The organism is Mesorhizobium sp. 113-1-2 (genome assembly GCF_016756475.1).
In the GTDB taxonomy this organism is placed as follows: domain Bacteria; phylum Pseudomonadota; class Alphaproteobacteria; order Rhizobiales; family Rhizobiaceae; genus Mesorhizobium; species Mesorhizobium loti_C.
Genome location: NZ_AP023242.1, coordinates 1,802,047 through 1,825,217, shown reverse-complemented (window position 1 = coordinate 1,825,217; position 23,171 = coordinate 1,802,047). Strand labels below are relative to the sequence as shown.

The 23,171-nt window shown below is 64.3% G+C and carries 24 protein-coding genes; 10 read left to right on the top strand and 14 right to left on the bottom strand.

Annotated features, from left to right (window positions below; genetic code table 11):
* Positions 1-10 precede the first annotated feature (10 nt).
* Both JN279_RS08830 and JN279_RS08825 read right to left on the bottom strand, forming a co-directional pair.
* On the bottom strand, positions 11-523 hold the full coding sequence (locus JN279_RS08830) for a flavin reductase family protein (protein WP_096450617.1): 513 nt from the start codon (positions 521-523) through the stop codon (positions 11-13).
* Positions 524-592: 69 nt separating this feature from the next.
* Positions 593-1,717, bottom strand: coding sequence for an LLM class flavin-dependent oxidoreductase (locus tag JN279_RS08825; RefSeq protein WP_202352544.1), 1,125 nt, complete (start codon positions 1,715-1,717; stop codon positions 593-595).
* 110 nt (positions 1,718-1,827) lie between these two features.
* On the opposite strand from JN279_RS08825, the gene JN279_RS08820 reads away from it, so the two are divergent.
* A complete protein-coding gene (locus JN279_RS08820; protein ID WP_244734452.1) occupies positions 1,828-2,421 on the top strand; it encodes a winged helix DNA-binding protein in 594 nt (197 codons plus the stop codon).
* Positions 2,422-2,427: 6 nt separating this feature from the next.
* Here JN279_RS08820 and JN279_RS08815 read toward each other — a convergent pair whose 3' ends face one another.
* On the bottom strand, positions 2,428-3,336 hold the full coding sequence (locus tag JN279_RS08815; RefSeq protein WP_202352542.1) for a DMT family transporter: 909 nt from the start codon (positions 3,334-3,336) through the stop codon (positions 2,428-2,430).
* Between the two features lie 117 nt (positions 3,337-3,453).
* Between JN279_RS08815 and JN279_RS08810 the strand changes: the two genes are divergently transcribed.
* Positions 3,454-3,939 (top strand): MarR family winged helix-turn-helix transcriptional regulator, encoded by a 486-nt coding sequence (locus tag JN279_RS08810; RefSeq protein ID WP_202352541.1) that lies wholly within the window; start codon positions 3,454-3,456, stop codon positions 3,937-3,939.
* A gap of 4 nt (positions 3,940-3,943) precedes the next feature.
* On the opposite strand, the gene JN279_RS08805 is transcribed toward JN279_RS08810, so the two are convergent.
* From JN279_RS08805 to JN279_RS08790, 4 genes are read right to left on the bottom strand one after another with little or no spacing between them, the layout of a single operon-like run.
* Positions 3,944-4,369, bottom strand: coding sequence for a DUF1178 family protein (locus JN279_RS08805; RefSeq protein WP_096450627.1), 426 nt, complete (start codon positions 4,367-4,369; stop codon positions 3,944-3,946).
* The gene (locus JN279_RS08800) at positions 4,366-5,232 is read right to left on the bottom strand and encodes a carbon-nitrogen hydrolase family protein (RefSeq protein WP_202353668.1); all 867 of its coding nucleotides are present in this window, start codon (positions 5,230-5,232) and stop codon (positions 4,366-4,368) included. Before JN279_RS08800 ends, JN279_RS08805 begins: the two co-directional genes overlap by 4 nt.
* Positions 5,233-5,242: 10 nt before the next feature.
* Positions 5,243-5,512, bottom strand: a complete 270-nt coding sequence (gene grxC / locus JN279_RS08795) for a glutaredoxin 3 (RefSeq protein WP_095199655.1) — start codon at positions 5,510-5,512, stop codon at positions 5,243-5,245.
* Between the two features lie 26 nt (positions 5,513-5,538).
* Positions 5,539-6,339, bottom strand: coding sequence for a ComF family protein (locus JN279_RS08790; protein WP_096450631.1), 801 nt, complete (start codon positions 6,337-6,339; stop codon positions 5,539-5,541).
* Between the two features lie 65 nt (positions 6,340-6,404).
* On the opposite strand from JN279_RS08790, the gene JN279_RS08785 reads away from it, so the two are divergent.
* Positions 6,405-7,277, top strand: a complete 873-nt coding sequence (locus tag JN279_RS08785; RefSeq protein ID WP_202352540.1) for a methyltransferase domain-containing protein — start codon at positions 6,405-6,407, stop codon at positions 7,275-7,277.
* Positions 7,278-7,356: 79 nt separating this feature from the next.
* On the opposite strand, the gene JN279_RS08780 is transcribed toward JN279_RS08785, so the two are convergent.
* The 5 genes from JN279_RS08780 to argJ form a co-directional block, all read right to left on the bottom strand.
* Positions 7,357-7,539 carry a Flp family type IVb pilin gene (locus tag JN279_RS08780; protein WP_095199754.1) on the bottom strand — a complete coding sequence of 61 codons (183 nt, stop codon included), beginning with the start codon at positions 7,537-7,539 and terminating at the stop codon, positions 7,357-7,359.
* Positions 7,540-7,649: 110 nt separating this feature from the next.
* Positions 7,650-7,967, bottom strand: coding sequence for a hypothetical protein (locus JN279_RS08775; RefSeq protein WP_202352539.1), 318 nt, complete (start codon positions 7,965-7,967; stop codon positions 7,650-7,652).
* Positions 7,968-8,094: 127 nt separating this feature from the next.
* A complete protein-coding gene (locus JN279_RS08770; RefSeq protein ID WP_095199658.1) occupies positions 8,095-8,517 on the bottom strand; it encodes a (deoxy)nucleoside triphosphate pyrophosphohydrolase in 423 nt (140 codons plus the stop codon).
* 8 nt (positions 8,518-8,525) lie between these two features.
* Entirely contained in the window at positions 8,526-9,278 is a 753-nt protein-coding gene (locus tag JN279_RS08765; protein ID WP_096450637.1) for a GNAT family N-acetyltransferase, read from the bottom strand.
* Positions 9,279-9,307: 29 nt separating this feature from the next.
* Positions 9,308-10,549: a bifunctional glutamate N-acetyltransferase/amino-acid acetyltransferase ArgJ gene (argJ, locus tag JN279_RS08760; protein ID WP_202352538.1), complete on the bottom strand. Its 1,242-nt coding sequence runs from the start codon at positions 10,547-10,549 to the stop codon at positions 9,308-9,310.
* Positions 10,550-10,717: 168 nt separating this feature from the next.
* On the opposite strand from argJ, the gene JN279_RS08755 reads away from it, so the two are divergent.
* A complete protein-coding gene (locus JN279_RS08755) occupies positions 10,718-11,947 on the top strand; it encodes a caspase family protein (protein WP_202352537.1) in 1,230 nt (409 codons plus the stop codon).
* A gap of 21 nt (positions 11,948-11,968) precedes the next feature.
* Here the strand turns inward: JN279_RS08755 and JN279_RS08750 are convergent, their stop codons facing one another.
* On the bottom strand, positions 11,969-13,186 hold the full coding sequence (locus JN279_RS08750) for an MFS transporter (RefSeq protein ID WP_202352536.1): 1,218 nt from the start codon (positions 13,184-13,186) through the stop codon (positions 11,969-11,971).
* A 135-nt stretch (positions 13,187-13,321) separates the two neighbouring features.
* On the opposite strand from JN279_RS08750, the gene JN279_RS08745 reads away from it, so the two are divergent.
* Positions 13,322-13,921: a TetR/AcrR family transcriptional regulator gene (locus tag JN279_RS08745; RefSeq protein WP_202352535.1), complete on the top strand. Its 600-nt coding sequence runs from the start codon at positions 13,322-13,324 to the stop codon at positions 13,919-13,921.
* A gap of 66 nt (positions 13,922-13,987) precedes the next feature.
* Here the strand turns inward: JN279_RS08745 and JN279_RS08740 are convergent, their stop codons facing one another.
* Positions 13,988-14,911, bottom strand: coding sequence for a peptidylprolyl isomerase (locus JN279_RS08740; RefSeq protein WP_096450645.1), 924 nt, complete (start codon positions 14,909-14,911; stop codon positions 13,988-13,990).
* A 262-nt stretch (positions 14,912-15,173) separates the two neighbouring features.
* Between JN279_RS08740 and secA the strand changes: the two genes are divergently transcribed.
* The 5 genes from secA (at position 15,174) to JN279_RS08715 (ending at position 23,144) form a co-directional block, all read left to right on the top strand.
* Positions 15,174-17,906 carry a preprotein translocase subunit SecA gene (secA, locus tag JN279_RS08735; protein ID WP_202352534.1) on the top strand — a complete coding sequence of 911 codons (2,733 nt, stop codon included), beginning with the start codon at positions 15,174-15,176 and terminating at the stop codon, positions 17,904-17,906.
* Between the two features lie 449 nt (positions 17,907-18,355).
* Positions 18,356-19,756 carry a lipopolysaccharide biosynthesis protein gene (locus tag JN279_RS08730; protein WP_202352533.1) on the top strand — a complete coding sequence of 467 codons (1,401 nt, stop codon included), beginning with the start codon at positions 18,356-18,358 and terminating at the stop codon, positions 19,754-19,756.
* Positions 19,756-21,036 carry a GNAT family N-acetyltransferase gene (locus JN279_RS08725; protein ID WP_202352532.1) on the top strand — a complete coding sequence of 427 codons (1,281 nt, stop codon included), beginning with the start codon at positions 19,756-19,758 and terminating at the stop codon, positions 21,034-21,036. The genes JN279_RS08730 and JN279_RS08725 overlap by 1 nt, the downstream gene beginning before the upstream one ends.
* A 75-nt stretch (positions 21,037-21,111) precedes the next feature.
* Positions 21,112-21,984 carry a creatininase family protein gene (locus JN279_RS08720; protein WP_244734450.1) on the top strand — a complete coding sequence of 291 codons (873 nt, stop codon included), beginning with the start codon at positions 21,112-21,114 and terminating at the stop codon, positions 21,982-21,984.
* Entirely contained in the window at positions 21,981-23,144 is a 1,164-nt protein-coding gene (locus tag JN279_RS08715; RefSeq protein WP_202352530.1) for a YncE family protein, read from the top strand. Before JN279_RS08720 ends, JN279_RS08715 begins: the two co-directional genes overlap by 4 nt.
* Positions 23,145-23,171: the final 27 nt, after the last annotated feature.

The following is a 23,171-nucleotide window of genomic DNA, read 5'->3' as shown; positions in this document are numbered from 1 at the left end:
GAGATTCGGGTCAGGCCGAATCGAGCGGCCGATAGCCGCCCCGCCAGTAGATCAGCGCCTGGCCGGCATCGTGGGTGCGCACCGCTTCGACCGAACCGATGACAATGGAATGCGTGCCGCGGTCGATCATTTCGTCGAGGCTGCAGTCGAAGGCGGCCACCGCGTCCGAAAGCAGCGCGGCTCCGGTCTTCAGCGTCACCCATTCGGCGCCCTCATAGCGGTCCTTGCCCTTGATGCCGCCAAAGCCGGAGAACCGCTCCGCCACGCGCTGGTGTTGAGGTCCGAGCGAATTGACGCCGAAATGGCGGTAACGCTCTATCACCGGCCAGGTCGATGACGATCGGTTGACGCAAGCGATCACCTTGGGCGGCTCGGCCGACAGCGAGACCACCGAAATGACGACAAGGCCGGAGCGGTCGTCACCGACGCCGGCGGTGATGACGCTGACATTGCCGACGATGAGCCGCATGGCGGCGCGGAAGTCGGCGACGTCGACCGGCCCCTCTCTCGAGACTGTGGACATAACATCCTCCTTTGCAGCCTGGACGCAATTCCGGACGGAAAACCGTTTCACACTTTTCCTGGAATTGCTCTAAGCCGCCGACTGCATCGCGGCCGGCGCGATGCGGATGCCTCTCTGTTCGAGAATGGGTAGCACGGTGTCGCGGAAATAGGGGAACTCCTCGGCATAATCGACGAAGGACAACGTCGAGCCGCGAAACCCGGCCTCATGCAGAGCGGTGATCCCGTCGGCGACCTGCTCGGGCGTGCCGGTGAGCGGGAAGCCGCCATGGCCCGCCGCCATGCGGTCGCGAATGAGCGCCAAGAGATCATGCGGAAACGACTGCGCATGGGCGAACTGCAGCCGCACCAGATTGTCGACCGCCGCCCAGTCGGCATTGCTGCGGCCGAAATGCTCCAGATAGTCCATGGCGTCCCTTTCGGTCGGCCGGCACACGACATGGGCGAAGGTCAGCACGTCGACATCGCTGCCGGCGGCCCTCGCCTGCTCCTTCAGCGCAATGATCTCATCCCTGGAGCGCGCCAGATCGATCGCCGGCGTGAACAGGAAATCGGCATTGCGGACCGCGAATTTGCGGCCCTCATCAGACCCGGCGGCGTTGAGGATCGGCAGCCGCGAGGACGGGCGCGGGTCGCCAAGCACGTTTTTGAGCTTGAACCAGGTGCCGTCCCAGTCGAAGGCCTCCGTACGGCTCCATAGCGCCTGGACGATATCGAACCATTCCTGGGCATAGCCGTAGCGCGTGACGTGGTCATCGGGCAGCGTCAGCCCAAGCGCCTCATATTCCGGCTTGTTCCAGCCGGCGACGATGTTGAGGCCGATGCGGCCACGGCTGATCTGGTCGATGGTCGCCAGTTGCTTGGCGACGACGACGGGATGGTTGGCCGCGGTGTGGGTGGTGGCGAAAACCGTGATGTTGCGGGTGAGCGCCAGAAGCCCGGCCGCCCAGGTGATCGTTTCCAGCACATTGCCGTGGAAATTGGTCTCGCCGCCATAGCCGATCCAGCGCGCGATCGGCAGCATGAAGTCGATGCCGGCCTCGTCGAGCAGATGCGCCAGCCGCAAATTGTTGTCCCAGGAGCTGACCCAGCGCTCGGGCACCTTGGTGACGGTCATGCCGCCGGAACAATTTGACGCGAAAGTGCCGAGAAAGAAGGGCTGCGCATGACGCGCGGTCTTGTCGAGCATGCTCATAGGTGACGTTCTCCTCATTTTTGCTTATAATTTATGATAGAAAGTCTATCATAAATCCATGTAGACGCAATCACCGGGATCAGCGCATGTTGGTCGTGGGGAACAGACAGATGAACGATCGGCGCAAATCATTGGAAACACAGGCCGAGCTGCTGGATCGCGGCTGGCATCTGGCGCGCACGCCGCTGGAAATCGACGTCACCGAAGTGGAGTACGCGCTGATGCGCTCCTACGAGGCCTTCGGCCATTGGCAGGCCGAATGCCTTGCTACGGTGATCGAGTTTTCCGCCAGCGGACCCGAGAACGCGCTGCTCCACATTATCCGGATGAACGACCGCCCGAAAAGCGTGCGCGATCTAGCCCAGATGACCAACCGCGACGACATTCCCAACATCCAGTACAGCCTGCGCAAACTGCTCAAGGGCGGTTTGATCACCCGCACCGGCAGCGGCAGGGCCGGCGTCACCTATGAAGTGACGCCGCTCGGGCATCGCGTGACAGACCGCTACGCCGACATCCGCTCCGTCCTGCTCATCGATGCCGTGACGCGCATTCCCGAAATGGCTGACAAGCTCGAAGATGTCGCGCGCACGCTCGAGCTGATGACCGGCATCTACGAACAGGCGGCGCGCGCCGCTGCCACGCACCGCCGCCGGCATCCAAGGCCGGAGCCCGGCGGCGATGCCGGCGGCGGAAAACTTTGAAGACGTTTACGCAGGCTGCAGCTTCGCGATGGCCTGACTCTGCGCCTTCGTGGTGACGAAGACACCGGCGGTGATGACGACGGCGCCGGCCCAGGTCAGCAGCTGATAGTGCTCGCCAAGGAAGATCGTGCCGGCAACGAGCCCGACGGCGGCGGCCACATAGCCGATCTGGCTGAGATAGACCGGGCCACCGACCGCCTGCAGCCGGAAGAAGAAGGCGAACATCGCCGACGCGGATGCGACCTGCGCAACGACGACCAGCGGCACGGCACCGAGCGGCGCGAAGGCCTTGACGCCGAACAGGGCAAGAATGCCGGCGAGCAGCAGCGTCGCCGACGCCAGATGGCTGCCAACGGCAAGCTCGATCGGCCCGGTATCTTCCGGCCAGTCGACGGTGCGGTAGATGTTGCCGGCCGCAAGGCTGACTGGGATCAGCAGGCCGAGCGCCACCCAGAACAGATCGGCCGGCTGGCCGGCCTCGCCGCGCGTCACTGCCACCATGACGGCGCCGACGAAGCCGACGGCAATACCGACAATGCCCAGCATGTTGGGGCGCCGGACGCGCAGCAGGATCGAAAACAACAGCGTGATGACAGGCGACAGCGTGAACATGATGCCGGTGTAGCCGGCGCCCAGATGCGGGATGGCCGAGAACATCAAGAGATTGGGGACGGCATAGGACACGGCCGCTGTGACGAAGAAATAGCGCAGTTTGTGGGGGGTGGGCCGGATGCGCTGACCGCGTGCCAAGAGCACGCACAAAAGCACGCCGCCGGCGCCGAGCGAGATGACGAAGGCCCAGACCATGGCCGGCACGCCGGCCGCCGTGGCGAGCTTGCCGAAGGGCAGCGTCAGCCCGAGCAGGCCGCCAGTGACGACCAACAGGCCGAGCGCCGAATCCCAGAGAATATTCATCGGATGGTCGCGTCACTCAATTGCGAAATTTGGCACTTGCCGCGCTTGGTCGGCTCTGTATCTTGAGGTAAGATAATACAAAGATTCTTAACGTCAAGATATTTAACGGTGAGACAGATGGATCGCGCGGCAAAAGCGATCGAGCAGTGGAAACGGGAGCGGCCGGACCTGGATGTCTCGCCGATGGGCGTGCTCGGGCGGCTGAACGAGGCCTCGTCGCTGATCGCGCGTGATCGACTCGCTCCGCTGTTTGCTCGATTCGGATTGCAGGCCGGCGAGTTCGACGTGCTGGCGACGCTGCGCCGCTCCGGAGCCCCTTACGCGCTGACGCCGACCGCTCTTTACGAAGCGACGATGGTGACGTCGGGCGCCATGACCAACCGGCTCGACCGGCTGGAGAAGGCCGGATTGATCCTGCGCGGCCCGCACCCCAATGACCGGCGCGGTATTGTCGTGCAACTGACCGAAAAAGGGCTCGCCTTGATTGATGAGGCCGTGACCGCCCACGTCGCCAACGAGCATGAAATCCTCACCTGCCTCACCGGCGCCGAGCGGGAGACGCTGGCTCAGCTGCTAGGCAAATTGATCGAAAGCGTGAGCTGATCGCTCAGTTCCGTTCGTCGGGAAAACTCGGGATCGGCATGAAATCGACGCCGTCGTCCGCCAGGCCCTTGGCCTCTTCCAGCGTCGCTTCGCCATAGATGCCGCGTGGGTCGGTTTCGCCGAAATGGATTTTTCGCGCTTCCTCGGCGAATTTGTCGCCGACATAATCGGCATTCTCGCGCACCTTCTCGGCCATCGCCTTCAGTTGCGCCAGGGCCTGCTTCTGTGCCTCGCCCATGGCGAGCGCTATGGTCTCCTGCTTGCGGGCCGTCGAAACGGCGGGCGCCATCAGAGCCTTCTGCACCTTGTGCGAGCCACAGCTCGGGCAATCGACAAAGCCACGCTTCTTCTGGCTGTCGAAATCGTCATTGCTGCGGAACCAGCCCTCGAACTCGTGCTCGTTCTCGCAGATCAGGGAAAAGCGGATCAAGAGGCTGCACCCCGCAGAAGCGGCGCGTCCACCGCGCCGGCATTGATGGTGAAATCCCGCGCATTCTTCAAATTGGGGATCTTCTTGCGCGCAGCAAGCGACTGTGCGGGGTCGATCACGGCGACGATCACGGCGGGCTCGTCATGCGCGGCTTCGGCGATGATCCGGCCCCAGGGATCGACGATCAGCGAATGGCCAAACGTCTCGCGGCCGTCCTCGTGCAGGCCGCCTTGCGCGGCGGCGACGACAAAGGCGCCGTTCTCGATCGCGCGGGCTCTGAGCAGCACATGCCAGTGCGCCTCGCCGGTCTGGCGGGTGAAGGCGGCGGGCACGGTCAAAACATCAGCGCCGGCCAGCGCCTCGGCGCGGAACAGTTGCGGGAAACGCAGGTCGTAGCAGACCGCAAAACCCAGCTTGGCGCCCGCAACCTCGGTCACGACCGCCTCCGTGCCTGGCTCATAGGCGGCGGATTCGCGCCAGCTTTCGCCATTGTCGAGATCGACGTCGAACATATGGATCTTGTCATAGGTCGCGAGCGTCGCGCCATCCGGACCGAACAACAGCGCCCGGTTGGCGAGCTTGCCGTCGGCGCGCAGAATGGCGGTCGAGCCGATATGCAGGAAGACGCCGAGTTCACGCGCCAGTCTGTGCGCGGTCGCGACGATGATGTCCTTGTCCTCGGAGGTGAAGGAGGCTGCACGCGCTTCCTTGTCGCGGATCAGCGCCCCGGTCATTTCCGGCGTCTGGATGTAGGTCGCGCCCTGGCCGGCTGCCTCACGCACCAGCCGTTCGAGATCGACCGCATTGCGCTCGGGGCTTTCGCCTGAACGCATCTGGACCGCCGCAGCCTTGAAAACACCCATCATCACGCCCTCAAATCGTTGCGCCGTTGGCGAGCAGTCTGTCCAGCCGGCCTTCGGCCTCCAGCTCGTGGAGGTCATCGCAGCCGCCGACATGCGTGTCGCCAATGAAAATCTGCGGAAAGGTCGTGCGGCCGTGAGCGCGCGAAATCATCTCCTGGCGCAATTCCGGCGAGAACGAAGCGTCATGCTCGGTAAAGGCGACGCCCTTGCGCTCCAGCAGCCGCTTGGCCGCCGTGCAATAGCCGCACATCATGCGTGTATAGATCGTGACATCGACCATGACGAATTTCCGCTTTCGTTGCCGACTTATATAGTCGCGGACTCGTCCGCCCGAAAGTCCCCCGGCAACACCCGCGCAAAGGTCAGCACATCGACGGCCGCCGCACCTCCTTTTTTCAGCGCCTTGGTCGCCGCACGCACCGTGGCGCCCGTGGTGTAGACATCGTCGATCAGAAGCACCCTGCGGCCGGCGATCTCGATTTCCGCCTCGGCCGGCACGCGGAAGGCGGCCCGCACATTCTCCTCGCGCTCCTGCCGCTCCAGCCCGACTTGCTGGCGGGTGAGCTTTACGCGCCGCATGGCGGAAGGCGCGAAAGACAGCCCGCTGAGCTCGCAAACCGCGCGCGCCAGTTCCGCCGACTGGTTGAACCGCCGCCGGAAAAAACGCCGCCAGTGTAGCGGCACCGGCACCACCACATCGGCCTCGGCGATGAGATCGGCGCCGGCGCGCACCATCCAGCGCGCCATCCAAGGGGCGAGATCGGTACGATCCTGGTATTTCAGCCCTTGCACCATCTGGCGGGCGACGCCGGAATAGGCGACGGCCGCCCGTGCCCGTTCGAAGGGCGGCGGATCAGCGATCGCCTCGGCCGACAAAAAGCCCTCGCCCATATGATGGGTGAACGGCGTGCCCATCACCGGGCACCAGGGCCGTTCCAAAAGCCGCAGCTTCGGCCAGCAGGCTCCGCACAGCACGCCGGGCTGCGAGACATGCCGGCGGCAGCCGGCGCAGACCGGCGGAAACAGGATGCGCGCAGGCCAGCCGAGAGCCGAGCGGGTGAGGTTCCTGATCCCGATGGACTTGATCTTGGACATGGGATCGGCCACGTGGTTGGTCCTGCGCACCGTGTATACCAAGTATATCAGGGCGTGGACAAACAAGGATCCGCCCGTTGCACCCGATAATGGATACCGATCTCTGGCTGGCGCACAAGCGGCGCGCGCTCACCCATCCGGTCGACGGCGCCGATTTCCTCATGAACCGCGCCGTCGAGGACCTTGCCGACCGGCTGGGCGCCGTCGAGCGCCGGTTCGGCAAGGCGGCGGTGCTGTTTTGCCAGACGCCGGCCGCGGCCGCTGTGCTCGACGCGAGCGGCAAGGTGACGGATATCGTCCGTGTCGAGACGGACGCGGCTTTCCTGAATGGTGCCGCCGGCCTGGTCGCGCCGCTGGAAACCGTGCCGTTCGAGCCGCAAAGTCTCGATCTGGCGGTGTCGCTTCTGTCGCTGCAGGCGATGAACGATATTCCTGGCATGCTGATCCAGATCCGCCGCGCGCTGCGGCCGGATGGCCTCTTTCTCGGCGCCTTTGCCGGAGCCGGCACGCTCAGCGAGTTGCGCGAAAGCCTGCTTGCGGCCGAGACCGAGCTCTACGGCGGCGCCAGCCCGCGCGTCATCCCCTTCACCGACGTGCGCGATGCCGGCGCGCTTTTGCAGCGCGCCGGTCTCGCTCTGCCGGTCGCCGATGTCGAGACAGTGACGGTGCGCTATGCCAATCTGTTTGCCCTGATGGCCGATCTGCGCGCCATGGGTGAAACCAGCGCGCTTGCCGATCGCAGCCGGCGGCCAGGCACGCCCCGGCTGTTTGCCCGTGCCGCGGAAATCTACGCTGAGCGGTTTTCCGACCCCGACGGCCGGATCCGGGCAAGTTTCTCGATGGTCTGGATGTCCGGCTGGGCGCCCGATGCGTCGCAGCAGAAACCGCTGAAACCCGGTTCAGCCAAGGTCTCGCTGAAAGCTATACTGGAGGGTTCCGGCGAATCCTGATGCATGTCGCCCAAAAGTGACCTCGGTTTTGGGAAGACGACATGCATAAAAACGCTTTAGGCGGCCGTCGCGATTGCGATCAAGGCGATGCAAAGGCGTTCGCAAGCCTGCTGGTGTTGTCGCTGAACAGCCAGGTGATCTGGTTGAAAACCTGGCCGATGCCGCCGATGATGGTCAATGACAGCACACAGACGATCAGGGCATATTCGACGGCAGTAGCGCCGGTCTCATCAGTCAGAAAACGCAGCAGCACTGTTTTCATCACCTCGATCCCCATTACCAGGACCTTACCGCCGATCTGTTAAGAAAGGTTAACGGCAAAGGCTTAACAGGCGGTGAAACGGCCGCCCTTTCGCGAATATCTTAACCATGTCAGCAGTCGCCGCTGGTCTTGCCGTCGGAGCCGATGATGCAGACCGAACCCGGCTGCGCCTGCAGCACGCTGCGGCGCACCGTATAGGTGCTGCGATGGCTGATCGAGCCGGTGGCCGCCATATCGAGACCGCCGGGAAAATCATCCCGCGCCGATTGCGAACGCGTCTGGCTGTCGAGGAAAGGGGTCGCTATCAGCGCCAGCGCCACCGCGGCCGAGCCGAACAGCAGCGCGACGCGCAGGATGCCCATGCCCGCATCGGCGGCACGGAAGCTGCGGTCGGGCCGGATCGTATCCCAATCCTTGTCCAGGCTCATCCTATCGCTCCCCAGCCAATTGGCGACGCGGCCGCGAGGACACGGCCATGCATCAATTTTTCATGATGAGATAAATCTTCCATTAACGCTGGCTGATATGAATCGTGGTCCGGTCCGTCGCCGCCCCTCAGAGCAGGTCGATGAGGAACGGGATCAGCGGCGCGTCGGCCGGCGGCATCGGATAGTCGCGCATCTGCTTGGGCCGCACCCATTTCAACGCCTGCCCTTCCCGGGGCTGGGCGATGCCGCGGAAGCGGCGGCAGACGAACAGCGGCATCAACAGATGGAAGTCGTCATAGGAGTGGCTGGCGAAGGTGAGCGGCGCCAGGCACGGGATCTCGGTCTCGATGCCGATCTCCTCATGCAGTTCGCGGATGATGCATTGTTCCGGCGTCTCGCCGGGCTCGACCTTGCCGCCTGGAAATTCCCACAGGCCCGCAAGCTGCTTGCCCTCCGGCCGCTGCGCCAAAAGCACGCGGCCGTCGGCATCGACCAGCGCGCAGGCGGCGACCAGCAGCAGGCGCTTGCCGGTATTGGCCAGATCATTCATGCCCTATTTCACTCATGACCAGGCGGCCGACGATAGTGGTAGCGATAGACTTCCTCGAAGCCGAGCGACCGATAGAGCGCCAGCGCAGGCACATTGCCGGCCTCGACCTGCAGCCAGGCTTCCCGCGCGCCGCGCAGCCGCGCCCATTTCAGCGCCGACAGGATCAGGTTGCGGCCATGGCCCTTGTTGCGCGCCGATCTGTCGGTGGCGACCTCGAACAGGCCCGCGAGATCGCCATCATGCACGCAGATCAGCGTCGCCAGCGGTTCGACCCCATCTTCGAGCGCGAACAGCCCGGCCTCGGGCTGGATGGCGCCGATGATCTCGGACAGGCCGGGCCGCAGCGAAACATCAGAGCCGTTGACCTTGAGCAACGCACCGATGAAGCGGCTGATGTCCTTGAGCGGAATCTGGTCCATCGCGGCATCGAGCTGGGCGTCGGCCAGAGGCAGCCGCATGACCAGCGATTCGTCGAACCGGCTCCAGCCCTCTCTGTCGAGATGGCTGGCCAGATCGGGGCCAGACAGCGGCGACATGCGGAACGTCAGCGGCCTGCCATAGGCATCGAAACGGCGGCTGGCCCGGCCGATGCGGTCAGCGATGTGCTGGGTGTCGCCGGGATCGAGCGGATTGACCGAATTCAGCCGCTTGGCCGGATGGCCGGCCGTCAGCCGCACCACCCAGGTGCCGTCATAGTGGACGGCGGCCGCCGGCCAGGCGCGAAAGCCGGCCGCCTCGTAGCGGCGCACGATCGCAAGCATGCTTGCCGGATGCCTGGAAGCCAAAACCGTCAGCTCCGATAATCGCCGTTGATGGCGACGTATTCCTTGGTGAGGTCGCAGGTCCACACCGTCGCCTTGCCGCGGCCGATGCCGATATCGGCGCGGATGCGGATATCGTCGCGCTTCATATAGGCCGAGGTCTTTTCTTCCGAATAGGCCGGGTCGCGCTCGCCCTCATGCGCCAGCCTATTGTCGCCGAACCAGATCGACAGCCGGTCGCGGTCGGCCGGCTCGCCGGCTTTGCCGACGGCCATGACCACGCGGCCCCAATTGGCGTCCTCGCCGGCGACCGCCGTCTTGACCAGCGGCGAATTGGCGATCGACAGCGCGATGCGCTTGGCCGAGCGAGCCGATTTCGCGCCGGTGACGGTCACTTCGACCTGCTTGCGGGCACCCTCGCCGTCGCGCACCACTTGCAGCGCCAGCGACTTCAGCACCTTGCCGAGCGCCCGGCGGAACTGGCCGAGCCGGGCATCCTTGGGGTCGGTGATCTCGGGTGCGCCGCGCTTGGCGGCCTTGCCGGTGGCGAAGATCAGCAGCGTGTCGCTGGTCGAGGTGTCGCTGTCGACAGTCACCGCGTTGAACGTCTTGGCCGTGCCGCGCGACAACAGGTCCTGCAGCACAGGGGCGGCGATCGGCGCGTCGGTGGCGATGAAGGACAGCATCGTCGCCATGTCGGGGGCGATCATGCCGGCGCCCTTGGAAATGCCGTTGATGGTGACATCGGTGTCCCCAAGCTTGACCGTCTGCGTCGCCACTTTCGGATAGGTGTCCGTGGTCATGATGGCCTTCGCCGCCTCGGTCCACAGGTCCGGCTTGCCGTCGCTGACCAGTCCGGCGAGCAGATGGCTGAACTTGGTCGTGTCGAGTGGTTCGCCGATGACCCCGGTCGAGGCCAGGAAAACCTCACTTGGCGTGCAGCCGGCGGCCTTGGCCGCCGCCTCGCCGGTCAGCGCGGTGGACGCGCGGCCTTTCTGGCCGGTGAAGGCATTGGCATTGCCGGAATTGACGACCAGCACCCGCGCCTTGCCGGCGGCAAGGTTTTGCCGGCAGAAATCGACCGGCGCCGAGGGGCATTTCGACTTGGTGAACACACCGGCGACCGCGGTGCCGGCATCGAACACCATGGCCAGGAGGTCGGTGCGGTTCTTGTACTTTATCCCCGCTTCGGCGGTGGCGATGCGCACCCCTTCGATGACCGGCATCTTGGGGTATTTCTTCGGCGCGAGCGGCGAAATCGTCGTGGACATGGGGACCTCGGGCGGGAAAATCGCAAGGGAAGGCCGGTTTGCCCGATACGGCGCGCGGGCGCAAGGGCGTTTTCGCCGCGCCTGCCGGGGCAGCGAACCACGCCGGATTAAGCCTGCATTTCAAATCTGTTGGCGTCGCCGGGGCCTGTGGCGCTATGATTACGCCCCATGGGCAGGCTTGCGATCCTCGCATGGGCATTTCTGGGACTTCTGCTGCTGAGCGCCGACGCTGAGCCGGCGCGGCGCGTGGCGCTCGTCATCGGCAACGGCACCTATGCCGAGGCCGGGACGCTGGCCAATCCGGTCAACGACGCGCTCGACATCGCCGACAAGCTGCGTTCCATCGGTTTCGAGGTCATCGAAGGCAACGATCTCGGCAAACGCGAGCTCGAACGCAGCATCGGCGAATTCTCCGATGCGCTCGAAGGCGCCGGCGTCGGGCTTTTCTACTATGCCGGCCACGGCCTGCAGCTCGACGGCCGCAATTACATCGTGCCGGTCGACGCCAGGCTCGACATGCCGGTGAAACTGCAGCTCGAAGCCGTGCCGATCGACGAAGTCCTCGACATCATGGAGCAGCAGACCAAGGTCAGCCTGGTGTTTCTCGACGCCTGCCGCAACAACCCGTTTGCCCGCAGCTTGAGCCGCACCGCCACCACGCGTTCGGCGACGGCGCTGGCGGGCCTGGCGCAATTCGATTCGACGCGCGGCTCGTTCATCGCTTTTTCGACGGCGCCGGGTGCGGTTGCCATGGACGGCACCGGGCGCAACTCGCCCTTTGCCGCAGCGCTTTTGCGGCATATCGCCGAACCCGGCCAGAGCATCAACGACATGATGATCGCGGTGCGCCGCGACGTCGTTTCGCAAACCCGTGAAGGCCAGCGTCCCTGGGAACAGGGCTCGCTGCTCGAACGCTTCGAATTCGTCCCGGGTGAAGGGCCCGCTCCGGAGCCGAAGCCGGCGGCTGAGCCAGCACCAGCCTCGCAGGTCGCGGCGCTGGAGCGCTCCGTGGGTGACGACAAGGCTTCGATCGAAAAATTCCTGCGCCGAGACTATCTGACGCCCGACACCAGGACGATGGCTGAAACGGTCAAACGGATCTACGGCTCGTCCGCCACCATTTTCGGCACGCGCTACGACGCCGATGCCATCGTCAAGGTGAAGACCGACTGGTTCGCGCAATGGGCCTCATGGTCGCTCGGGCTGGAACCCGGCAGCCTGGAGATCACGCCGCATGGCGAGGACCGCACTGAGGCCGCCTTCGCCATGCGCTACGACTATGTGCCGAAGGACAAGTCGGCGGCCCGGCTGACCGGCAAGGCGCGCGTCACGCTCGGGCTGGTCAAGGCCGAAGGTGGATGGCGCATCGAGTCCGAAACCTCGCAAGCGATGCAATGATAACCCTATCCGGGTGCGAATTCACGCGCGCTGGCGCGACATGAATTCGGTGGCGAAACAGAGCAGTGCCGCAGCCGGCAGCGCCAGGCCGATCCAGGACACCAGCGGCCAGCCGGCTTGCGCATACGCCCAACCGCCGACAGCCGAGCCGATCGCGCCGGCGATGAAGAACGTCGCCATGTAGAGCCCGTTCAGGCGGCTGCGATGCGCGGCGCCGAGCGCGAACAGGTCGCGATAGCCGAGGACAAGGTTGGTCTGCACACCGAAGTCGAGCACGATTGCCGCGACGACCAGCAGCGCCAATGAAAGCGTCGAGCCGCTGCGGGCGATGTGGGTGATGAGAAACGCGACAGCGACACACAACATGGCAAAGGCGGTTGCCGGCCGGCCCCATCCGTGGTCGGCAACCCTTCCGGCGAGCGGCGCGGCGATTGCGCCGGCGACGCCGGCCAACGCGAACAGGCCAATGCCGCGCTGCGTCAAGCCAAAATCAGGCCCGGCCAGCAGCAGCGGCGTCGTCGTCCAGAACAGGCTGAAAGCCGCGAACAGGAACGCCTGGTAGAGAGCCCGCCGCCGCAGCACCGGCGTCGTGCGCGCAATATGCACCATGGACGCCAACAGCGCGCCGTAGCTCAGACGCGCTGTCGGCACGCGCCTGGGCAGCGCAAACCGTAGCACCGCGATCAGCAGGATCATGACGGCGCAAGACGTGAGGTAGACCACATGCCAGGACGACAGCGCGGTGATGAAGCTGGAGAACGGCCGCGACAGCATGATGCCCAGCAGCAATCCCACCGAGACATTGCCGACCACGCGGCCACGCTTGGCTTCGGGCGCCAGGTGCGCCGCATAGGGGATAAGCGTCTGCACCGCGACCGAGCCAAGGCCGACAAACAGCATCGCGGCCAGAAAAGCCGCTGGCTGCGTTGAAATCGCCGCACCCAGCAAGGCAAGCGTTGCAACGGCGAGGATGCCAAGCACGAGCCTGCGGTTCTCCATGAGGTCGCCAAGCGGCACGATAAACAGCAGACCCACCCCGTAGCCGATCTGGGCCATCGTGACGATCAGGCCCGCCGCATGTGGCGGCAGGCCAAGTTCAGCGCCGATCGGGCCGATCAGCGGTTGTGCATAATAGATATTGGCGACAATCAGCCCGCAGGCGGCGGCCAGCAAAAAGGTCATCCAGTTCGAAATCGTCGTCTCGGCGGGTGCGGAGCCGGGTGAGATAACAACCGTCATGACGATCTCCATCGGAACGAAACGTTTCGTTGAATAGAACGAACCGTTCCGTTTCGTCAAGCGATGATGTATGACCATCTCGATGTGTGAGCATCTCTTGGCAGCGGCGCAAACCGCTTTGGGAGGAACGGCTAAATGAGCGAAATCGCCGATCCGGCACGCAAATCGATTGGCGCCAGGCGCAATCCCGACAGCGCCGAAGCGATTCTGGAGGCTGCCGAAGCCGTGCTGATCGAGGCCGGCTATGCCGGCTTCTCGATCGAGGCGGTGGCGCGGCGTGCGCGCGCCGGCAAGCCGACCATCTATCGTTGGTGGCCGAGCAAGGCGGCGCTGCTGCTCGAAGTCTACCAGCGCCAGAAGCGCGTCGACATTCCTGATACAGGAAGCCTGGAGGAGGATCTCGTCGGCTTCCTGATCAATCTTTTCACGCATTGGCGCGAGACATCGTCGGGCAGTGTTTTCAAATCGCTGATCGCCGAGGCGCAGTCGGATGAAACCGCGGCCGCGGCCCTGGCCGGCTATGCCGGAGCGCGCCGTACCCACACCGGCCAGATCATCGAGCGCGCCAAGGCACGCGGCGAGATCGCCGGCGATATCGATCCGGGTGTGGTCGCCGATCTCATCGCTTCCTACGCCTGGCGGCATCTCTTGACCAACCGGCTCGACGAGCCTGAGGCGACGATACGCAAGATGGTCCGCTATCTCCTGCGAGGCATAGCGGCATCAGGCAGATAATGGCGGCCAACAAAAAGGGCGCGGCAACCCTTGGCTGCCGCGCCCTTTTGAAAAAATCGTTCAGGCTTACTTGCCGGCTTCCATCGTATCGACGGCCTGCTTCAGCTTGGCGTCGGGGATCTCGACCTTGGCGCCGGCGCGCAGCGACTTGACCAGCGCGAAATACTTGTCGCGGATGACCGCCTGCTTGGCCTGGTCCTTGACCTCGTCGAAGGCCGGCGGCTGCTTGGCGCGCTTGTCCTCGAGCTTGATGACGTGCCAGCCGAACTGCGTCTGCACCGGCTGCTTGGTGTATTTGCCGACCTCAAGCGCGAAGGCGGCCTTGTCGAACTCCGGCACCATCTGGCCAGGTCCGAACCAGCCGAGGTCGCCGCCATTGGACTTGCCCGAGGGATCGCTGGTGTGCTCGTTGGCGAGCTTCTGGAAGTCGCCGCCGCCGTCGAGCTGCTTGATGATCGCCTCAGCCTCTTCCTTCGTCTTCACGAGGATGTGACGGGCATGCACCTCGTTGACCGGCGGCGTGTTGGCGATCTCCTGGTCGTAGCGGGCGCGGATCTCGGCGTCGGTGACCTTGTTGACGACACCCTTCTCGACCATCTCGCCATGCAGCGCGCGCTGCTGCAGGAACGCCATGCGGCGCTGGAAGTCGGGATCCTTGTCGAGGCCGTCGGTAACGGCCTTGGCGGCCATCACGCGGATTTCGATGGCCGCCGAAAGGGCCGCGGCGCGGCGCTGCTCGGGCGGCAGTTGCGCGAATTGCTGCGACAGCTCGCCTTCGGCAAGCACCAGATCGGCTTCGGTCAAGGGCTGGCCGTTGACCGTGGCGACCACGGCGTTCGGGTCGACCGGTGCAGCCGCCGGTGCCGCGGCGGCATCGGCCGGAGCAGCGGGAGCGGTCTCCTGCGCCATGACAGGCGACAGGCAAAGAGCCGACAGGCCGAAGGCCAGACCAAGGCTGGCAAGCGACGCACGGCGGAACAACAAGGGCATAAGGATGACTCCGGGGAAGGATTGTAAGGAGGGGTGGCTTCCAGATCAGCCAGATTGTGGCGGAATTTGGCGCGACCGGCAGGGCCAGCGCGGCGTTGACATCAGTTGAGCCCCCTCTTATCTGTCCAACGACTTTGCGTCCAGAACCGTTTTCCGGGCGCTTTTTGTGTTTGCCCGTATTCAGGCGGTGCGTTCACGCGGATGTGATGGGGCCGGCCGGCGCTCGTCTGAAGATTGAGAATTCTATCGAAAGGACCATTGGATGGTCAGTCTCGGCGGTCTCGCCCGTAAGGTTTTCGGTTCCTCCAACGACCGTCGGGTCAAATCGACCCGGCCCCGCGTCGAGGCGATCAACGCCATGGAAAACGAGATGCGGGCGCTTTCCGACGCCGAACTCGCCGGGCGTACGGAAAAATTCCGCCAGGACATTGCCAATGGCGCCAGCCTTGAAGACCTTCTGGTCCCGGCTTTCGCCACCGCCCGCGAGGCCGCGCGCCGCGTGCTCGGCATGCGCCCCTTCGACGTCCAGCTGATCGGCGGCATGGTGCTGCACAATGGCGGCATCGCCGAGATGCGCACCGGCGAAGGCAAGACCCTGGTCGCGACGCTGCCGGTCTATCTCAATGCGCTGGCCGGCAACGGCGTCCATGTCGTCACCGTCAACGACTATCTCGCCACCCGCGACTCCGAATGGATGGGCCGCGTCTACAAATTCCTCGGCCTCTCGGTCGGCGTCATCGTCCATGGCCTCTCGGACGAAGAGCGCCGCGTCGCCTACGCCGCCGACGTCACCTACGCCACCAACAACGAACTCGGCTTCGACTATCTGCGCGACAACATGAAGTATGAGCGCGCCCAGATGGTGCAGCGCGGCCACAATTACGCGATCGTCGACGAAGTCGATTCCATCCTGGTCGACGAGGCGCGCACGCCGCTGATCATTTCCGGTCCGCTCGAGGACCGTTCGGAAATGTACAACACCATCGACACCTTCATCATCCAGCTGCAGCCGCAGGATTATGAGATCGACGAGAAGCAGAAGACCTCGATCTTCACCGAGGAAGGCACCGAGAAGCTGGAGAACCTGCTGCGCGATGCCGGCCTGTTGAAGGGCGAGTCGCTCTACGACGTCGAGAACGTCGCCATCGTCCACCATGTGAACAACGCGTTGAAGGCGCACCGGTTGTTCCAGAAGGACAAGGACTACATCGTGCGCAACGGCGAGATCGTGATCATCGACGAATTTACCGGCCGCATGATGCCGGGCCGCCGCTATTCGGAAGGCCTGCACCAGGCGCTGGAAGCCAAGGAGCATGTGGCGATCCAGCCGGAGAACCAGACGCTCGCCTCCGTCACCTTCCAGAACTACTTCCGCCTCTACAAGAAGCTGTCCGGCATGACCGGCACGGCGCTGACCGAGGCCGAGGAATTCGGCAACATCTACGGTCTCGAAGTCACCGAGATCCCGACCAACCTGCCGGTCATCCGCAAGGACGAGGACGACGAGGTCTACCGGACGGTCGAGGAGAAATACAAGGCGATCGTCAAGGAGATCCGCGAAGCCAGCGCCAAGGGCCAGCCGACGCTGGTCGGCACCACCTCGATCGAGAAGTCCGAGCAGCTGGCCGAGCGCCTGCGCAAGGAAGGTTTCAAGGATTTCGAGGTGCTGAACGCCCGCCACCACGAGCGTGAGGCGGCGATCGTCGCCCAGGCCGGCAAGCCCGGCGCCATCACCATTGCCACCAACATGGCCGGCCGCGGCACCGACATCAAGCTCGGCGGCAACGCCGAAATGCGGATCGCCGACGAACTGGGCGACATGCCGGAAGGCCCCGAGCGCGAGGCGCGCGAAAAAGAGATCTACGCCGACGTCGAGCGCCTGAAGGAAAAGGCGCTGGCCGCCGGCGGCCTCTACGTGCTCGCCACCGAGCGCCATGAATCGCGCCGCATCGACAACCAGTTGCGCGGCCGTTCGGGCCGCCAGGGCGACCCCGGCCGCTCGAAATTCTTCCTGTCGCTGCAGGACGACCTGATGCGCATCTTCGGTTCCGAGCGCATGGACGGCATGCTGCAGAAGCTCGGCCTCAAGGAAGACGAGGCGATCATCCACCCGTGGATCAACAAGGCGCTGGAAAAGGCGCAGAAGAAGGTCGAGGCGCGCAACTTCGACATCCGCAAGAACCTGTTGAAATATGACGACGTCTCCAACGACCAGCGCAAGGTGGTGTTCGAACAGCGCATCGAGCTGATGGACGGCGAAGGCCTGACCGAGATCATCGCCGAGATGCGTGAAGGCGTCATCGACGAGATCGTCGCCAAGGCGATTCCCGAAAACGCCTATGCCGAACAGTGGGATGTTGCGGGGCTGAAGGCCGAGGTCGCCGAATTCCTCAATCTCGACCTGCCGGTCGACGAATGGGCCAAGGAAGAAGGCATCGCCGAGGACGACATCCGCGAGCGCATCACTGCCGCCGCCGACGCCGCCGCCAAGGAGCGCTCCGAGCGCTTCGGCCCCGAGGTGATGACCTATGTCGAGCGCTCCGTGGTGCTGCAGACGCTCGACCATCTGTGGCGCGAGCACATCGTCAACCTCGACCATCTGCGCTCGGTCGTCGGCTTCCGCGGCTACGCCCAGCGCGATCCGCTGCAGGAATACAAGGGCGAGGCGTTCGAGCTGTTCCAGGCGATGCTCGGCAATCTGCGCCAGGCCGTCACCGCGCAGCTGATGCGCGTCGAGCTGGTCCGCCAGGCCGCCGAAGCCCCGCCCCCGGAAGCCCCCGACATGTTCGGCACCCATATTGACGGCACTACCGGCGAGAACGATTTCGAAGGCGGCGAAACCGCCCTCCTGGTGCGCCAGGAGCAGAACACCGTCGTCGCCCCCGAAGACCGCGACCCGAACAACCAGGCCACCTGGGGCAAAGTCGGCCGCAACGAAGCCTGCCCCTGCGGATCGGGGAAGAAATACAAGCACTGCCACGGGGCATTTGCGTAAGGACGCGCGCTCTTCCTTCTCCCCGTCACTATACGGGGAGAAGGTGCCCGAAGGGCGGATGAGGGGCGGCGCTGAGGTCGCGATTGGCGGCGCTAAAATCCGGCGAATGTCACCTCATCAACGGTCATCGCACCGCAAAAGTCGCGCACGACGCTGCGCCGACCGAGCCCTTGCTACGCTTGCATTGAAACAGCACGTGGAATGACAGCTGGTTGACCCGCACCCGGCGTTCTCTCGCCATTCGTCATGCCACCGGAACATCAAAAACGCGCTCGCCGCGCACCAGCGGCCTGCCGGCCCTCCGCTATGGCTCCGGGCGTTCGTCGCTCGAAAAGCCAAATCGTTGGCTTTTCGTCCGCTGCGCGGACCGCTCCTCACCCAACCGTTTCTTAATGTGTCTCCGCTACACCAAAGCCTGAAAAAGAGGCGGAAAACGGAGAGAGATCGGGGTGCGCTTTTCCGCGGCCACGACTGCCGGGCGGTTCTTGCCGCAGCGTTTGGCGCTGCGCGTCGAACCGTTGCTTGGCCGCATCGACGCCGTGCTGTTCACCGCCGATGAACGTGGCGAGGCCGGCCGCATGTCGGTCATCGCCTTCTCCATCCGCATCGTCAGCGCCGTCATCGCCTTCATCAGCCAGGTGCTGATGGCGCGCTGGATGGGCTCGTTCGAATACGGCATCTTCGTGCTCGTCTGGGTGACGATGGTCATCGTCGGCAACCTCGCCTGCCTCGGCTTCCACACTTCGGTCATCCGTTTCATCCCCGAATACCGCGAGCGCGGAATGATGGACGAACTGCGCGGCATCGTCGTGGCCAGCCGCCTGTTCGTGCTGATCGCCTCGACCATCATCGCCGGGCTCGGCGCGCTCGGCGTCTGGCTGGCGGCGCCCTGGATCGAGAACTACTACGTGATCCCGTTCATCCTCGGCGTCATCTGCCTGCCGATGATCGCGGTGTCGGATCTGTTGCAGGGTCAGGCCAGGGCGAACAGCTGGGCGCTTTTCGCTTTGTCGCCGACCTATCTGATACGGCCGGTGCTGATCTTGCTGTTCATGGCGCTGATGCTCTATGCCGGCTACGCGGCGGACGCCAGGACGGCGATCTTCGCCTCGATCGCCGCCACCTATGTCACCACGCTCGCGCAGCTGATCGGCGTCACGCACCGCATGGAGAGGCAGATCCCAGCCGGACCGATGAAAGTGCATTTCGCGCAATGGTTCATCGTCTCGCTGCCGATCTTCCTGGTCGAAAGCTTCTTCTTCCTGCTGACCAATGCTGACGTGCTGATGGTCGGCGCCTATATGAACCCCAACGACGTCGCTGTCTATTTCGCCACGGTCAAGACGCTGGCGCTGGTGCATTTCGTCTATTTCGCGGTCAAGGCCGGTGTCGCCCAGCGCTATGCGCAGTTCACCCATGGCGAGCCGGAAAAGCTTGCCGCCTTCGCCCGCGAGACAGTGTCGTGGACTTTCTGGCCGTCGCTGCTGATGGCGCTGCTGGTGCTGGTGCTGGGCAAGCCCATGCTGGTGCTGTTCGGCCCCGAATTCACATCAGGCTATCCGCTGCTGTTCCTGCTCGTCTTCGGCGTCGTGGCGCGTGCCGCCGTCGGCCCTTGCGAAAGCCTGCTCACCATGAGCGGCAACCAGAACATCTGCGCCGCCGTCTATGCCATGACGCTGGCCTTCAACATCGGCCTCAACGTGGTGCTGATCCCGATGTTCGGCCTGTGGGGCGCGGCCATGGCCACCGCCTTTGCCATGATCTTCGAGGCCAGCGCACTGTCCTTCACGGTCTGGCGCAAGCTCGGCATCGTCATGGCGATCTTCGTGCCTGCCAAAGGAGTAGCCTGATGGCCGCCATCCCGTTGCTCGAGGAAACCAGCGGCGGCACCGCCGGCGCCATGGTGTCCGGCCTTGCCGGACTGGCGCGCGACCCCGACCCAGCCCATATCGAAATCCTCGCCAACAACCGCCCGGAGCGCAAGCTTGCCATTTATCCGGCGTCCGCCGGCTTCGACCTGGTCGAGGAGCTGGATTATCTCTGCGCCCGCACCATCGAGCCGAACGTCTTCTTCAACCCGCGCTTCCTGGCGCCCGCAATGCCCCGGCTGGAGGATCGCGAGGTGCGGCTGGCGGTGATCCGCGACGGCGACGAATACCGCAACCGGCTGCGCCTGCTGGTGCCGATCTCGGAGGAGCGTCCGGTGGTGCCGCTCGGCGTTCCGGTGATGCGCACCTGGGCAAGCCCGTTCGGTCCGCTCGGCACGCCGCTGATTGACCGCGACGATCCGATCGGCGTCGTCGAGGATTTCTTCTCGATGCTGTCGCGCCCGCACCTCAAGATGCCGAAAGTCCTCGTGCTGCCCGACATCAGGCTCGATGGTCCGGTGGCAAGCCTGCTTGACTCCGTGGCCGAGACGCGCGGCCTGACGCTGGTCACCACCGGTCAGACCTCGCGACCCGTGCTGCAGAGCGAACTCGACGGCGACGACTATCTGAAGGCATCGCTGCGTTCGCACCACTATCGCGAGTTCCGCCGCCTGAAGCGGCGCCTTGCCGACCAAGGCAGGCTGGAGCATGTGGTGGCGCGCGGCCCCGAAGAAATCCGCCACGCCATCGAAAGTTTTCTGACGCTGGAAGCGTCCGGCTGGAAGGGCCGCGAGCGCACCGCCATGGCGATCGACCGCTTCCGCGCCGCCTTTGCCCGCGAGGCCGTGCACCGGCTCGCCGAGCAGGACATGTGCCGCATCCATTCGCTGACGCTCGACGGCCGCACCATCGCCTGCCTGATCGTCTTCGTCGAGGCCGGCGTCGCCTATACCTGGAAGACCGCCTATGACGAGACGCTATCAGCCTATTCGCCCGGCACGCTGCTGATGATCGAGGTCACCAGGCAGCATCTCGACGATCCCAACATCATGATGACCGATTCCTGTGCGGTGCCGGACCATCCGGTGATGAGCAGGCTGTGGAGCGAGCGCAAGCCGATCGGCACGCTGGTGATCGGGCTGACGCCGGACGCCGACCGTCTCGCCCGCCAGGCCGCCTCGCAGCTGCATCTCTACCGCGAGACCCGCAACATGGCCCGCCTGCTGCGCAACCGCATGAAGAGCCTGCTAAGACGGCGGTAGACCATGATCGCGAACTTCCGCGGCTGCAGGCACCTTGCCGAGCCCCCTGCCCCTCACACAAATGGCGCAACAACAATGGACGGGCGTCCGCGGTTCAGCGCGACATATGGCGCAAAGGCTGGAACGATCGCACGGTTCGCAGGCACCGCCATCGGCCTCTGGCTTCTGTCGGGTCTGGCATCGACTGCGAACGCCGCCAATACATCGGTCTTCCTTGAGGACCAGACCTGGACCGAACTGCGCGATCGGATCGGCGCCGGAACGACGACGATCATTGTCCCGATAGGTGGCACTGAACAGAGCGGCCCCGCCATGGCTTTGGGCAAGCACAATGTGCGGGTAAAGTTCCTGGCTGAAAAAATAGCCGGCCAATTGGGCAACGCGTTGGTCGCGCCCGTGATCTCCTATGTTCCGGAAGGAACCATCGATCCGCCGACCGCCCATATGCGGTTTCCCGGCACGGTCACCGTCAGCGACAAGACTTTCGAGGAGCTGCTCGAATCCGCGGCCCGCAGCTTCAAGCTGCATGGCTTCAAGACCATCGTGCTGATCGGCGACCATGGCGGCTATCAGGCCGACGAGCGCCATGTCGCCGATCGCCTGAATACCGAATGGCGCAAAAGCCCGGTCCGGGTGTTTGCGGCGCTCGAATACTATCAGATCACCCAGGGCGCCTATGTCGACAAGCTCCTGTCGGCCGGCGCGACGTCGTCGGAGATCGGAACGCATGCGGGACTGGCCGACACGTCGCTCATGCTCGCCATCGACCCGTCCATGGTGCGCAAGGATCGCCTTGCGGCCGCCCCGAAGCTCAATGCCGGCGACGGCGTCTATGGCGGCGACCCGACACGATCATCAGCCGCGTTCGGCCAGCTCGGCGTAGACCTGATCGTCAACGGAACGACCGAAGCGATCCGCAGCTTCATCGAAAAGCAGCAGCCCAAATGACCAAGGCATATTGGTGGTTCACGAGCCTATGCGCGCTGCTCGTGTTGTTGTTCGCGTCGGTATTGGCTTCTGCCGGCTCGTGCCCGGAAGATTGCAGCGAGCCGCCGCCCCACGCTCCGATCAATATCTACAGCCAGACAACTTCCGATCATTTGAGCCCGGCGACGGCAGGCGCGCTGCCACGTGTCTATGTTCCGAACCGCTCGTCCAACAGCGTCTCGGTCATCGACCCCGTGGCGCTCAAGGAAGTCGACAGGTTCCCTGTCGGGAGCAAGCCGCAGCACGTCGTTCCGTCCTGGGATCTTAAAACGCTCTGGGTCGCCAACAACGCCAGCGGCACCAGCAAGGGCAGCGTGACATCAATCGACCCCAAGACCGCCAAGCCGGGCCACGAAATTTCGGTCGACGACCCCTACAACATGTATTTCATGCCTGACGGAAGTTCGGCCGTCATCGTCGATGAAGCCTACCAGCGGCTCGACCTGCGCGATCCGCAGACGATGGCGCTGAAATCGACGATACCGACACCTACCTGCCCGGGTATCAACCACGCCGATTTTTCCGCCGACAATGCCTACGCCATCTTCACCTGCGAATATGGCGATGGCGGCCTGTTGAAGGTGGACCTGAAAAACCAGAAGGTGCTCGGCCACCTCGCTCTGTCGAAGATGGGCATGCCACAGGACGTCAGGCTCTCTCCCGACGGCAAGGTCTTCTATGTCGCCGACATGATGAACGACGGCGTGTTCCTGATCGACGGAGACAGCTTTTCCGAAATCGGCTTCATCGCCACCGGCATCGGAACGCACGGATTTGTCGTGAGCCGTGACGGGACGAAGCTCTATGTTTCAAACCGGGGCTCGCACAAGATGGAGCAAGGCCGTGCAAAGGGGCCGGGCAGCGTCACCGTCATCGATTTCGCCACGCGCTCGGTCGTCGCGCAATGGCCCATACCAGGTGGCGGCAGCCCCGACATGGGCAATGTCAGCGCCGACGGCAAGCAATTGTGGCTGTCCGGCCGCTTCGACAGCGAGGTCTACATGATAGACACGACCTCGGGCGCCGTGACGAAAATCCGGGTCGGCGTCGAGCCTCACGGCCTGACGGTCTGGCCGCAGCCCGGCAGATACTCGCAGGGCCACACCGGTAACATGCGATAGGCATCTCGACCGCGAAGACGCGCGAAA

Excerpts from the sequence above, each read along its gene's own strand:
- JN279_RS08830 (WP_096450617.1), bottom strand. The coding sequence starts at position 523 with ATGTCCACAGTCTCGAGAGAGGGGCCGGTCGACGTCGCCGACTTCCGC.
- JN279_RS08825 (WP_202352544.1), bottom strand. The coding sequence starts at position 1,717 with ATGAGCATGCTCGACAAGACCGCGCGTCATGCGCAGCCCTTCTTTCTC.
- JN279_RS08820 (WP_244734452.1), top strand. The coding sequence starts at position 1,828 with ATGAACGATCGGCGCAAATCATTGGAAACACAGGCCGAGCTGCTGGAT.
- JN279_RS08815 (WP_202352542.1), bottom strand. The coding sequence starts at position 3,336 with ATGAATATTCTCTGGGATTCGGCGCTCGGCCTGTTGGTCGTCACTGGC.
- JN279_RS08810 (WP_202352541.1), top strand. The coding sequence starts at position 3,454 with ATGGATCGCGCGGCAAAAGCGATCGAGCAGTGGAAACGGGAGCGGCCG.
- JN279_RS08800 (WP_202353668.1), bottom strand. The coding sequence starts at position 5,232 with ATGGGTGTTTTCAAGGCTGCGGCGGTCCAGATGCGTTCAGGCGAAAGC.
- grxC (WP_095199655.1), bottom strand. The coding sequence starts at position 5,512 with ATGGTCGATGTCACGATCTATACACGCATGATGTGCGGCTATTGCACG.
- JN279_RS08780 (WP_095199754.1), bottom strand. The coding sequence starts at position 7,539 with ATGAAAACAGTGCTGCTGCGTTTTCTGACTGATGAGACCGGCGCTACT.
- JN279_RS08775 (WP_202352539.1), bottom strand. The coding sequence starts at position 7,967 with ATGAGCCTGGACAAGGATTGGGATACGATCCGGCCCGACCGCAGCTTC.
- JN279_RS08770 (WP_095199658.1), bottom strand. The coding sequence starts at position 8,517 with ATGAATGATCTGGCCAATACCGGCAAGCGCCTGCTGCTGGTCGCCGCC.
- JN279_RS08765 (WP_096450637.1), bottom strand. The coding sequence starts at position 9,278 with ATGCTTGCGATCGTGCGCCGCTACGAGGCGGCCGGCTTTCGCGCCTGG.
- argJ (WP_202352538.1), bottom strand. The coding sequence starts at position 10,549 with ATGTCCACGACGATTTCGCCGCTCGCGCCGAAGAAATACCCCAAGATG.
- JN279_RS08755 (WP_202352537.1), top strand. The coding sequence starts at position 10,718 with ATGGGCAGGCTTGCGATCCTCGCATGGGCATTTCTGGGACTTCTGCTG.
- JN279_RS08750 (WP_202352536.1), bottom strand. The coding sequence starts at position 13,186 with ATGACGGTTGTTATCTCACCCGGCTCCGCACCCGCCGAGACGACGATT.
- JN279_RS08745 (WP_202352535.1), top strand. The coding sequence starts at position 13,322 with ATGAGCGAAATCGCCGATCCGGCACGCAAATCGATTGGCGCCAGGCGC.
- JN279_RS08740 (WP_096450645.1), bottom strand. The coding sequence starts at position 14,911 with ATGCCCTTGTTGTTCCGCCGTGCGTCGCTTGCCAGCCTTGGTCTGGCC.
- secA (WP_202352534.1), top strand. The coding sequence starts at position 15,174 with ATGGTCAGTCTCGGCGGTCTCGCCCGTAAGGTTTTCGGTTCCTCCAAC.
- JN279_RS08725 (WP_202352532.1), top strand. The coding sequence starts at position 19,756 with ATGGCCGCCATCCCGTTGCTCGAGGAAACCAGCGGCGGCACCGCCGGC.
- JN279_RS08720 (WP_244734450.1), top strand. The coding sequence starts at position 21,112 with ATGGACGGGCGTCCGCGGTTCAGCGCGACATATGGCGCAAAGGCTGGA.
- JN279_RS08715 (WP_202352530.1), top strand. The coding sequence starts at position 21,981 with ATGACCAAGGCATATTGGTGGTTCACGAGCCTATGCGCGCTGCTCGTG.